Origin of the sequence: Pseudomonas fluorescens (assembly GCF_018614775.1) — a bacterium.
GTDB classification, from domain to species: domain Bacteria; phylum Pseudomonadota; class Gammaproteobacteria; order Pseudomonadales; family Pseudomonadaceae; genus Aquipseudomonas; species Aquipseudomonas fluorescens_BY.
The window spans coordinates 115,452-128,294 of the sequence record NZ_JAGGOF010000044.1 but is presented as its reverse complement, the minus strand read 5'-3'; the positions used below and the strand labels follow the sequence as shown (position 1 = coordinate 128,294).

The 12,843-nt window shown below is 63.9% G+C and carries 4 protein-coding genes; 2 read left to right on the top strand and 2 right to left on the bottom strand.

Going from position 1 to position 12,843, the window contains the following annotated elements; genetic code table 11:
* Nucleotides 1-127: 127 nt before the first annotated feature.
* Both J7E36_RS12255 and J7E36_RS12250 read right to left on the bottom strand, forming a co-directional pair.
* The gene (locus J7E36_RS12255) at nt 128-5,740 is read right to left on the bottom strand and encodes a putative Ig domain-containing protein (protein ID WP_215003181.1); all 5,613 of its coding nucleotides are present in this window, start codon (nt 5,738-5,740) and stop codon (nt 128-130) included.
* Between the two features lie 352 nt (nt 5,741-6,092).
* Nucleotides 6,093-8,750, bottom strand: coding sequence for an excinuclease ABC subunit UvrA (locus tag J7E36_RS12250; protein ID WP_215003179.1), 2,658 nt, complete (start codon nt 8,748-8,750; stop codon nt 6,093-6,095).
* Between the two features lie 393 nt (nt 8,751-9,143).
* Between J7E36_RS12250 and nosP the strand changes: the two genes are divergently transcribed.
* Together nosP and nahK are read left to right on the top strand one after the other, a co-directional pair.
* On the top strand, nt 9,144-10,301 hold the full coding sequence (gene nosP, locus J7E36_RS12245) for a nitric oxide-sensing protein NosP (RefSeq protein WP_215003177.1): 1,158 nt from the start codon (nt 9,144-9,146) through the stop codon (nt 10,299-10,301).
* Nucleotides 10,231-12,840, top strand: a complete 2,610-nt coding sequence (nahK, locus tag J7E36_RS12240; protein ID WP_215003175.1) for a hybrid sensor histidine kinase/response regulator NahK/ErcS' — start codon at nt 10,231-10,233, stop codon at nt 12,838-12,840. The genes nosP and nahK overlap by 71 nt, the downstream gene beginning before the upstream one ends.
* Nucleotides 12,841-12,843: the final 3 nt, after the last annotated feature.

The following is a 12,843-nucleotide window of genomic DNA, read 5'->3' as shown; positions in this document are numbered from 1 at the left end:
AGAAATCAAAATCACCCCAAAACCTGTGGGAGCGAGCCTGCTCGCGAAAGCGGTGGGTCGGCTTGCATCCCTGTCAGATGTGCCGCCGTCTTCGCGAGCAAGCTGGTTCCCAGAGGACGAACGCTACTCAGGCGGTGAAGTCGCTGGCATGCAGCTCCTTGACGCCGACCAGTTGGAATTCGAACTCGGGGGTGGCGTCGGCGTTGGTGCTGCCGGAGAGGATGCCGTCGACAAAGCGTATCTGCCCGGTGGCGTTGGGGTCGAAGGCGTTGCTGCCGATGAAGGTGAATGCGTCGACAATGGCGGTCAGCGGGTTGGCGTCCAGGCCGGTGAAGTCCAGGTGATCGCCTTCTGTGCTCTTGAACCCGTTGATCACATCGCGCAACGCGCCGACGCCCATATCTGACAGCGCACCAAACGCATAGGTATCTGCGCCCGTGCCGCCGGTGAGGTTGTCGGTGCCGGCGCCGCCGATCAGGCGGTCATCCCCTGAACCGCCCACCAGTGTGTCGTTGCCGGCGCCACCGTTGAGGATGTTGCCCGAGCTGTTGCCCGACAGACTGTCGGCGTAGGCACTGCCTGTCAGGTTCTCGATGAACTTCAACGTATCGAGCCCGGAGCCCACCGTGTTCTGTTGCGCAGACGTCGACAGGTTCACGGTCACGCCGGACAGCGCGCGCTCGTACGACACCGTGTCATTGCCATCACGCCCGTCCAGTACGTTGTTGCCGGCCCCGGCGAACAGCGTGTTGTCCAGCGCGTTGCCGGTGCCGTTGGCGGCACCGGTGCTATCGACATACAGGTTCTCGACGTTACTGCCGAGGGTATAGGCCGCCAGGCTGCTGTGCACACTGTCGATCCCGCCAGGCAGCGCATTGCTGTTGGTCTCGATCACGGTGTCGTCGGCGTTGTCGACATAGTAGGTGTCGTTGCCATCGCCGCCGCTCATGCTGTCGGCCCCGGCGGCGCCATCGAGCACGTTATGGGCGGCGTTGCCGGTGATGAAGTTGCGCCGCTCGTTGCCGGTGCCGTCGATGTCCGATACGCCGGTGAGCACCAGGTTCTCCAGATTGGCGCCCAGGGTCCAACTGACCGAGGCTTTCACCGTGTCGATCTGCGAGGTCGACGTATTGGTTTCGATCACGCTGTCGAACGCGTTGTCGACCACGTAGATGTCGTTGCCATCGCCGCCGGTCATGGTGTCAGCGCCCAGATCACCGTCCAGGGTGTCGTTGCCCGAACTGCCCACCAGCGTATCCGCCTGGTCGGTCCCGGAAATCATCCCGCCCTGGTTCTGTGCATTGTCGAAGATGGCCTGCACGCTGTTGTTGTCGTTGGGGTTACCGTGGAAGCCGAGGTCATCGGCGATGTAATCGGCGAGGCGTTGGCCGACGATCTCCGCTGACTCCTCGTGCAAGTGCCAAACGTCATCGGGGTACACCAGCGGATCGACTTCGTAGCGCAACGGCAGGTCGGTGTAGTCCACCGCCAGCTTGACGTCGGCGCGCTCGGTGGCGATGGCCTCCTGGACGGCGCGGACATAGCCGACCCCCTCGACGATCGAGGCAATCTTGTCTTCCGAGTAGCCCCGGGCCCGGGCCGCATCCTGCTCGTAATGGCCGGTCTCCATCATGTACACGCTGAAATTGCCGAACTGCGCGTGCAGGTAATCGAACACCTTCAAGGTCGCCGCCTTGTAGGCGGCTGCCGCTCCTGCTTTGTCCGTGGCGCGGGCGATCTCCTGGGCGGCTTCCTCGCCCTGGCCCCAGATGATGCCCATGGTCACGTTGTCGATGGATTTGAGTTCGGTGAGCTGGTCCTGCAGCAATGCGACGGCCCGCAACAACGCCGGTCCGGGTTGGTTGGTGTCGGTCAGCCACCAGCACAGCTTGAGTTCCTCGGCGCCCAGGGTCGACACCCCGTTGACGGTGCTGCCGCCCACCGCGATGTCGATGCCATTGCCGTCGGCATCGGTGAACTGGCTGCGCACGTCGTAGGTGGTGTAGCGGTCCAGGTCCTTGACCAGCATCGACGTGCCGGACTGATCGTCGTCTTCGGTCATGCGCAACAGGCGCGCATTGGATTGGCCGAGGGTCGGCAGGTACAGGATGTCCTGCTGGGCGCGCTCGCCGAACACGAAATCACTGGCGGTCAGGCTGTTGAGGTAATTGCCGTTGAGGGCGATTTCGAAGCGGTTGCCATCGGCGTCGGCTTCGGCGGACTTGACGTAGGTCTTGTCGCCAGCGGCGTTCAAGGTCATGTACAGCGTGCCGTTGCTGCCATCGCCGAGGCCGAGGAAGCCCAGGCCGGAAACGTCGATCTTGTCGACCCCGACGGTGAAGTCGTAGATCGTGTCGGTGGCCGTGACACCGCCGGTGTCATAGTCGCGGTAGCTGTCGAGCAGGTTGCTGTAGCGGAAGGTGTCGGCACCGTCGCCGCCGTACAGCGAGTCGCGCCCGGCGCCGCCGTCGACGATGTCCGCGCCGCTGCCGGCCTTGATAGTGTCATTGCCGCCGAGGCCGAGGATCAGGTCGGCGGCGGCCGTGCCGTTGAGGGTATCGGCGTTGTTGGTGCCGGTGATGGTGCTGGCCGGCGCGTCGGCCACCGCCAGGGCGAAGCTGTCGCTGACCGACGCCCCGGAAGGGTCGGTGGCCTTGACCAGTACGCTGTAGTTGCCGGACGCCGTGCTGGTCGGCGTACCGCTGAAGCTCAGGCTGGAGGCGTTGAAATGCAGCCACGCGGGCAGGGCGCTGCCGTCGGCCAGGGTGGCGGTGTAGGTGAGCAGGTCCTGGTTGGCGTCGGTGAAACTGTCGTGGGTCACGGTGTAGCTGAACGGCGAGTTCTCCGTGGCGTTCTGGTCAAGCAGCGGGATGACCACCACCGGCGCCACGTTGCTCGGGGTGTTCTGGTCGGCAAAGACAAAATGACTGGCCGTCAGGCTGCTCACCAGGTTGCCCGCCAGCGACACTTCGAAGCGGTTGCCGTTGGCGTCGACGGTGAGGTCCTTGAGGTAAGTACGGTTGGATGAGGCGCTGTAGGTCACTTGCAGCGTGCCGTTCAAACCGTTGCCCAGGCCGGTGTAGCCGAGCGCCGAGACATCGATCTTGTCGGCCGTCACGTCGAAGTCGAGGATCTGGTCACTGGCGCTGGTGGAGCCGGTGCGGTAGCTGTCGAGTTTCGAGGTGTAGCGGAACACATCGGCCCCGGCGCCGCCGGTGAGTTTGTCGACGCCAGTGCCGCCGACCAGGATGTCATTGCCGGCGCCGCCATTGAGGGTGTCGTTACCGGCGCCACCGTATAGTTGCTCGTTGGCCGCGGTGCCGGTCAGCGTGTCGTTGTTCGGCGTGCCATTGATCACCGTGGGGGCGGCGGGCACGTCCTGCACGGCGAGGGTGAAGGTGTCGCTGACGGTGGCGTTGCTACCATCGGTCGCGGTGACCTGGATGGCGTAAGTGCCCGACGCGGTGTCGCTGGGTGTGCCACTGAACGTCCGGGTGGCGGCGTCGAAGACCAGCCAGCTGGGCAGGGCGCTGCCGTTGGCCAGTTTGGCGGTGTAGCTCAGGCTGTCGTTGTCCGGGTCGGTGAAACTGGTGGCCGGCACCACGTAGCTGAAGGCGGTGTTTTCGGTCGCGCTCTGGTCCAGCAGCGGCGTGGCCAGCACGGGTGCCTGGTTCGTTGGCGAGGTTGCGGCGAAGACGAAATTGGCGCTGGTCAGGGTGTTGAGGTAATTGCCATCCAGCGCCACCTCGAAGCGATTGCCGTTGGCGTCTTCGGTCAGCGACTTGATGTAGGTCTTGGTGCCGGCACTGTTGAGCACCAGGTACACGGTGTTGTTCTTGCCATCGCCCAGGCCGGTGAAGCCCAAGGCGGACAGGTCGATTTTGTCGGCGGCGATGTTGAAGTCGGTGATCAGGTCGCCGAGGTTGGCGCCGCCGGTGTTGTAGTTGCGGTAGCTGTCCAGCCGATTGGAAAAGACGAAGGTGTCCGCCCCGGCACCGCCGGTGAGGGTGTCCATGCCGGCACCGCCGTCAAGCCTGTCATCGCCTGCGCCGCCGCTGAGGCTGTCATTGCCGGCGAGGCCGAGCAGGGTGTCGGCCGAGTCGCTTCCCTGCAGCGAGTCGCTGCCGCTGGTGCCGGTGATGACGCGATTGAAAATGAAGTTGCTGGCGGTCAGGGTGCTGGCGAGGTTGCCCGACAGGATCAGCTCGAAGCGATTGCCGCTGGCGTCGGCATCGAAGTCCTTGATGTAGGTGCGGTCGTTGCTGGCGCTGTAGCTGACCTGCAGGGTGCCGCCACGGCCATTGCCCAGGCCGGTGAAACCGAGGCCGGCGAGGTCGATCTTGTCCTGGGTGACGTCGAAGTCGGTGATGGTGTCGTCAAAACTGGTGGTTGCGTTGCGGTAACTGTCGGACTGGGCAGCAAAACGAAAGGTATCGGCACCGGTGCCGCCAGTGAGTTTGTCGATGCCTGCGCCGCCCACGAGGATATCGCTGCCGGCCGCGCCGTTGATGGTGTCGTTGCCCGCGCCGCCGTAGAAAATCTCGCTGGCGGCGGTGCCCAGCAGGTTGTCGTTGCCCGCCGTGCCTTGCACGGTGGTCATCGGCACCGTGGCGCTGACGTAGCTGCCATCGCCATAGACCAGCGTTGCGCCCTTGCTGGTATGGCTGATGGTGTTGCCGATAATGGCGTTGCGATCGGTGCCGTCTTCATTGCGCTCGGCAACGCCGTAGGTCGACTGGTTGCTGCCGCTGATGAGGTTGCCCTGGATAGTGTTGTCGCTGCCGTTGAAGTACTTGCCGGAGACGCCCTGGGTATCGTCGTAGGACTGGATGATGATTTCCGGCACCGGGCTGCCCAGGGAGTTGTTGTTGAGGGTGTTGTCGGTGATCTCGATGTGGTTGCTGCCGTAGATGCGCACCCCGGCGCCGGCGTTGTCATGGATATCGACGCCGCTGACGGTGACTTCGCTGGACAGTTTGACCAGCACGCCTTCGGCGCCATTGCCGTAGACCTCGCCGCCGGTGATGGTGATGTTGCTCGGTGACGGGATATTTTCGCTGCCGCGCTGCACCACGATGCCGTTGCCGCCGTTGTTGTAGGCGACGTTATTGGTCAAGGTGAAGTCATGGGTGCTGGTGACGACGTTGAAGCCGTGGCGATCATTGTCGTAGGCGACGTTGTTCTCGAAGGTACTGTCGCTGAGGAAGTCCGCGACGAAGCCGTCCAGGCCATTGCCGTGGGACACACTGTTCTTGATGACCATGTTGACGGTCTGCTCGTGGGGGTCGAAGCCGTACCCGGAGCAATCCTTGATCTCGACGCTGTCGAGGGTGACATTGGAGTCGTAGCCTTCCTGGCCGGGAATGTAGCCGTTGAACCAACCGTCGATCTTGCCGGTGGTGTGGTCGCGGTTACCGTCGATGGTGAGGTTGCTGACGCCAAAGTCGTGGGTCTCCTCGCCATAGGCCGAGCGGATGACCCCGGTGATCTTGGTGTCGGAGCCGTCGGCCACCTTGACGGTGGTCGCGCCCATGCCGTCGCCGTACAGGTAGACGTTGCTCTTGAGCATCAAGCACCCGTCGGAAGGTTCCTCACCGCCTGAAACGATATAAGTACCGGCGGGCATGTACACCTGCCCCCCGCCTGCGGCCGCCGCCGCATCGATTGCCTTTTGAATCGCCGCCGTGTCATCAGTAACGCCATCTCCTTTGGCGCCAAAATTTTGTACGTTGAAAATCATGAGCTTATCTCCGTATCAGGCTAGAAACCTCGGTAGATGCCAATATTCCATCGGCGACCACCGTGTTAAGACCCAGCGGAGCGAGAAAGTTGTGACCGAATATCGGCAAAGCGTCAAAAATCCGAGATAACTGATCAACGGTCGAAACAGTTTTTTCGATGTGTAACGTTCTGTTGACGCTTTTTCGACTGCAACCCGAACCTTGTGGGAGCGGGCTTGCGAAAGCGGTGCTTCAGATAAGGTTAGGTTGCCTGGCACACCGCATTCGCGAGCAAGCCCGCTCCCACAGGTTTTGCTGCATCCGGCGGGGATGAGTTCCATCGCCAAAAAGTTTATTGCAGCGGGTTCGGCTTCAGGCCCCGGGCTGCAAGGCCCGTCGCAGGAACTCGGCCGTTCGACTCTCCGGACATCCGGACACGGTCGCCGGCGCCCCGCACGCCACGACTCTTCCACCCTGGGTGCCGGCACCGGGGCCGATGTCGATGACCCAGTCGCTTTGCGCCACCACCCGCATGTCGTGTTCCACCACCACCACCGTGTGCCCCTCATCCACCAGGCGATTGAGCTGCACCAGCAATCGATCCACGTCCTGGGGGTGCAAGCCGTTGGTGGGTTCATCCAGCACATACAGGGTCGCTCCCCGGGCCTTGCGTTGCAGCTCCGTCGCCAGCTTGATGCGCTGGGCTTCGCCGCCGGACAATTCCGTGGCCGGTTGGCCGAGGCGCAGATAGCCCAGGCCGATGTCGTGCAGCACTTGCAAGGCACGCCGCGTCGCCGGCTGTTCGGCAAACACGTCGAGGGCCTGGTTGACGGTCAGTTGCAACACTTGGGAGATGTTCAAGCCCTGCCAGCGGACTTCCAGGGTCTGCGGGTTGTAGCGTGCGCCGTGGCAGGTGGGGCAGGGTGCGTACACGCTGGGCATGAACAGCAATTCGACGCTGACGAAACCTTCGCCTTCGCAGGTTTCGCAACGGCCTTTGGCGACGTTGAAGGAGAACCGTCCGGCATCGAATCCCAATGCCCGGGCCTGCTCTGTGGCGGCGAAGAGTTTGCGCACGTGGTCGAACAGCCCGGTGTAGGTCGCGAGGTTGGAGCGCGGGGTGCGGCCGATGGGTTTCTGATCCACCTGGACCAGCCGCTTGATCGCATCCAGCCCGGCGGTGACCCGGCCGCCGCTGGTCTGCACCGGCTCATCTTCCAGGCTCTGTTCCTCGGGTTCGGCGTTGGCATTGGGCTGGCCCAGGTGGGCGCCCACCAGGTCCAGCAAGGCCTGGCTGACCAGGCTGGACTTGCCGGAGCCCGAGATACCGGTCACCGCCGTGAAGCAGCCCAATGGAAAGGCTGCGCTCAGGTTATCCAGGTTGTTGCGGGTGATGCCTTCCAGGCGCAGCCAGTCCTTTGGCTCCCGAAGGTTGCGGGCAGCCATGGCCTGCGCAGCGAAGAGATAGGCGCGGGTGCGTGATTGCGGCACTTGCTCAAGGCCTGGAGGCGGACCGCTGTAGAGGATTTTGCCGCCTTGTTCACCGGCGTCGGGGCCGACGTCGATGAGCCAGTCGGCACGGCGCATGGTGTCCAGGTCATGTTCCACCACAAACACCGAGTTGCCGGCGGCCTTCAGTCGTTGCAGCGCGTCGAACAACGCTTCGCTGTCGGCCGGATGCAGGCCGGCGGAGGGTTCGTCGAGCACGTAGATCACCCCGAACAACTGGGAGTTGAGCTGGGTCGCCAGGCGCAGGCGTTGCAGTTCGCCGGAAGACAGCGTCGGTGTGCTGCGCTCCAGGGCCAGGTAGCCGAGGCCCAGGTCGATGAGGGTGACGATCCGTTCCAGCAACTCGGCGGCGATGCGCTGGGCAGCCAGGCGTTTCTCCAGGGACAGGTTGTGGGTGTGCCGTGCGTCCGGACCTCCCGCATGGGGATTTTCACCCCGGGCGGCGCGTTGTTCGCGGGCCGCCCGGGTCTGCTGGTGGCTGAGTACCTCGCCCGGCTCTTCGGCTTGCCCCAGGTAATCGGGTGCCAGGACGCCCCTGAGCACATCGGCCAGTTCCAGCAACGACAAGTGCGACAGCTCGGCGATGTCCAGGCCGGCGAAGGTCACCGTCAACGCCTGGCGCTTGAGCCGCTTGCCTTCGCATTGGGGGCAAGGGCTGGCGCGCATGTATTGCGCCACGCGCTTGCGCATCTGGGCGCTTTGCGAATGCATGAAGGTGTGCAGCAGGTAGCGCCGGGCACCACTGAAGGTGCCTTGGTAGCTGGGTTCGAGTTTGCGCTTGAGGGCGGTGCGGGTCTGGGCCGGGGTGAGCCCGGCGTACACCGGCACGGTGGGGGTTTCTTCGGTGAAGAGAATCCAGTCGCGTTGCTTTTTCGGCAGGTCGCGCCAGGGAATGTCGACGTCATAGCCGAGTGTCACCAGGATGTCCCGCAGGTTCTGCCCCTGCCAGGCCATGGGCCAGGCGGCCACGGCGCGCTCGCGGATGGTCAGTGAAGGGTCCGGCACCATCGACGCTTCCGTCACCTCGTAGACCCGTCCCAGGCCATGGCACTCCGGGCAAGCGCCTTGTGGGGTGTTGGGCGAGAAGTCCTCGGCGTAGAGCATCGGTTGGTCGGCCGGGTAACTGCCGGCGCGGGAGTAGAGCATGCGGATCAGGCTCGACAAGGTGGTGACGCTGCCCACCGAAGACCGCGCGCTCGGCGTGCCGCGCTGTTGTTGCAGGGCTACCGCCGGCGGCAGGCCTTCGATGCTGTCCACGTCCGGCACGCCCACCTGGTCGATCAGGCGCCGCGCGTAGGGTGCCACGGATTCGAAGTAGCGGCGCTGGGCTTCGGCGTAGAGCGTCGAAAAGGCCAGCGACGACTTGCCGGAACCCGACACGCCGGTGAACACCACCAGGGCGTCGCGCGGGATGTCGACGTCGACGTTCTTGAGGTTGTGTTCGCGGGCGCCGCGCACCCGGACGAAACCGGCGTTTTCTGGCAAAGACGAGCTGTGGGCGGGACCGGAGCGAGGGGGCATGGAGCGTTCCTTGTGTGCGTCTGCTTTAGCGCGTTGAGGCTGGGCGGTGCAACGGTGTCACGGGGAGAATGGAACCTGAGTCACAGCGTTGGCAAGTATGCGACCGGCTTCAGCCGTTCTCGTGCAAAAAAATTTACTCCAGGCCAGAGAGTGGAGAAAAGCTTCCCGGATCTCCCGGATAGATCAATACTACCAGCGCGCACCACCCACCACGCTGGCTTTACTGGGGGCCGGACGCCCGGCGCCTCGCCAGCAGGCTTGCTGCCACAGGGTGGTGAATTCTGCTGTCTTCTCATCCCATCGAAGCGGCTACCCGCTACCCAAGTAGCATTCGTCGCCCCGGCTCATCTTCGTACACTCAAGGTCCCTATCACGCGCCCGTCGGAGGCGTAGATGCAGCAGGCAGAAGGTGTGGTCAGCGCCATGTCCGCCGCGACGGATGTCCAGCAAGTGGCCCAGGAACTGGCGCGGCAGTTGTTGCACCCGCACCTGGGGTTCGTGCTGTTTTTCTGTTCCGCGGCCTACGATCTACCGGCCCTCGGCCAGGCGCTGTCGCAAGGCTTTGGCGGGATTCGCCTGGTGGGCTGTACCAGCGCCGGTGAAATCACTCCCCAGGGTTATGGCCGCAATTGTGTGAGCGCGGTGGGTTTCGACCATCGGCATTTTTCCATCGCCGCCGAGCTGATCGGCGAAATGGAACACTTCAGCCTGATCGACGCCCAGCAAATGGTCGAGCGGCTGGCGAGCGGCTGTCGCAGCAACGCCCTGGCGCCGATCAAGGGCCACAGTTTTGCGCTGACCCTGCTCGACGGCCTGTCCAGCCGCGAAGAGATGGTGCTGGCGGCACTGAGCGCGGCCTTGGGTGACATTCCACACTTCGGTGGTTCGGCCGGCGATGACAATCACCTGACCCACACCCACGTGTACTTCGAAGGCCGATTCCACAGCGGCGCGGCCGTGGTGGTGCTGATCAACACCTGGCTGGAATTCGAGGTGTTCACCACCCATCACATCCTGCCGCGGGAAGAGAAACTGGTGGTGACCGGCGCCGACAGCGCCACGCGACGGGTCTATGAGCTCAACGCCGAACCTGCCGCCGAGGAATACGCCCGACACATCGGCGTGCCGGTGAGCGCGCTCGACTATCGGGTTTTCGCCGCGCACCCGTTGGCGGTGCGCATCAACGACCAGTATTACGTGCGGGCGGTCCAGCAGGTGCACCCGGACTTGAGCTTGAGTTTCTACTGCGCGGTGGAGAACGGCATCGTCCTCACCGCCATGACACCGGGCCCGTTGCTGGACAACCTGCACAGTTTGTTTGAAGGCTTGCAGGCGCGTCTCGGCGATGTGTTGCTGACCATCGGCTGCGACTGTTTCCTCAGGCGCCTGGAGCTGGAAGACCGCGGGGGCCTGGAGCAGATCGGTCAATTTCTGCGGGAACAGCGGGTGATGGGGTTCAACACCTATGGAGAACAGTTCAATGGCATGCACATCAACCAGACGTTCACCGGAGTTGCCATTGCCCGCCACCGTGCCCCCGGCCATCGCTGAGCTCCAGGCCCGGATCGTCGACCTTGAGCATGACAACCGCAAACTGCGACGCATCAACGACGCGCTGATCGAGCGGGTGGAATCCGGCGTAACGCGGGGCAACGACCCGTATGCGGCGTTCCAGCATTCGGTGGTGCTGGCCGAGCAGGTGCGCGAACGCACCGATGCGCTGAACCAGGCCATGGCCGAGCTCAAGGCCGGCAATCACCTGCTGGGCGAGGCGCGACTGCGAGCGGAAACCGCCCACCGGCACCTGATCGACGCGATCGAAAGCATTTCCGATGCGTTTGTGCTGTTCGATGCGCAGCAACGTATTGTCCTGTTCAACAGCCGCTTCAAGGCCTTCTGGGCTCATAGCCGGGTGCGCATCATTGCCGGAATGCGGCTCGCCGAGGTCAAGCGGCTGATGACCGCCAACGGACTGTTCAGTGAAGAGCCCCGGGGCCAGGCCGACGAACATGTGCTGTATCGCTTGCAGGACGGCCGCTGGCTGCAGGTCAGCGAGCGGCCGACCCAGGAAGGCGGCCGGGTGATCCTGTTTACCGACATCACCGACGTCAAGCTCAGTGAAACCGTACGCCGCGAGCAGGCTATCGCGCAGAAGTCCCACCTGTTGCAGCGGGCCGTGGACAACCTGTCCCAAGGCGTGGCGATGGTCAACGCACAAGGGGTGTTGGAATTGTGGAACCGGCGCTTTCTCGAACTCTGCGGCCTGGCACCGGTGGCGGCCCATCGCTCGTTCAGCGAGGTCATCGGCGATTCCGAGCTGCAATTGCTGACCCCGGCCAGTCGCGACGGCAACGGCCGCCTGATCCATGAGTGCGAACAGCGCCTGGCGGATGGCCGGGTCCTGGAAATCCGCACCCATCCGCTGCCCACCGGGGGCTACGTCAACACCTTCACCGACATCACCGAGCGTTACCAGCATGCCGAGGCGTTGAGCGAAAGCGAGCGCTGGATCCGTCTGATCACCGACCATGTGCCGGCGCTGATTGCCTACCTGAACGCCGACCTGATCTACGAGTTCACCAACAAGGTCTACGAGCAATGGTACTGCTGGCCCCGTGGCGTGATGCTCGGCCAGAGCCTGCGCGAGGCCCACAGCGAGCAGCATTACCAGCGGCTGGAAGCTTACGTGGCCCGGGCGCTGGCGGGCGAAAGCGTGACCTTCGAGTTCGCCGAAACCAACATCAACAACCAGGAGCGCTACATGCTGCGCTCCTATGTGCCCAACCGCCTGGCCAGCGGGGAAGTGGTGGGGATCTTCGTGCTGATCCGCGACATCACCGAGCGTCGGCGCACGGCCGAAGCGCTGCACCAGGCTTATCAGAACCTGGAACAGCGGGTCCGGGAACGCACTGCTGAGCTCACCTGCCTCAACGACCAGTTGCTGCGCGAGATCGACGAGCGCAGCCGGGTGGAGGTGCGCCTGCGCGAGGCCAAGCGCGAGGCCGAGCAGGCCAATCTATCGAAAACCAAGTTCCTCGCGGCGGTCAGCCATGACCTGCTGCAACCGCTCAACGCCGCGCGGCTGTTCACCAGCGCGCACCTGGTGCGCAACATCAGCAACTCGCTGGAGGATGTCGAGCACCTGCTGGGCACTTTGGTGGACATCTCCAAGCTGGACGCGGGGGTGATCAAGGCCGATACCGCGCCGTTCGGCCTCAGCGAGCTGCTCGATAACCTGGCTGCCGAATACGCCCAGGTCGCCCGCAGCGAGGGGCTGGCGCTGCATTTTATCGGCTGTTCGGTGCTGGTGCGCAGCGACATGCAGTTGCTGGCGCGGATCCTGCGCAACCTGCTCAGCAATGCCATTCGCTACACCCCCAGCGGGCGGGTCGTGTTGGGCTGTCGGCGACACCCGCAGCATGTGTCGATCCAGGTCTGGGACAGCGGCATCGGCATTGCCGAGGACCGGCTGGAGGAAATCTTCCAGGAGTTCAAACGCGGCGATGTGCAACGGCCCAACCAGGACCGGGGGTTGGGCCTGGGGCTGGCGATTGTCGAGAAAATCGCCGGGATCCTCGGACACCGGATCCAGGTGCGCTCCTGGCCGGGCAGGGGTTCGATGTTTGCCATCGACGTGCCCCTGAGCGCCACCGCACCCAAGCCATTGCCTTGCCCGGACATGAGCGAACCGATGCTGGGGCGCCTGCGCGGGGCCCGGGTCTGGGTGCTGGATAACGATGCCGCAATCTGCGCCGGCATGCGCACCCTGCTGGAGGGCTGGGGCTGCCAGGTGACGACCGCATTGTCGGAGCAGGATCTGGCACGCCAGGTGGACAACGACCGCGCCGAGGTCGACCTGCTGATCGCCGACTATCACCTGGACCACGACCAGAACGGCGTCGACGCCGTGGCCCGGATCAACGCCCGCCGGGTCTCACCGATCCCGGCCATGATGATCACCGCCAACTACAGCAACGAACTCAAGCAGCAGATCCGCGAGCGCGGCCACACCCTGATGCACAAGCCGGTGCGACCGATGAAGCTGAAAATAGCGATGAGTCATCTATTGGCTCACCCTGTGGGTGATTGAGCC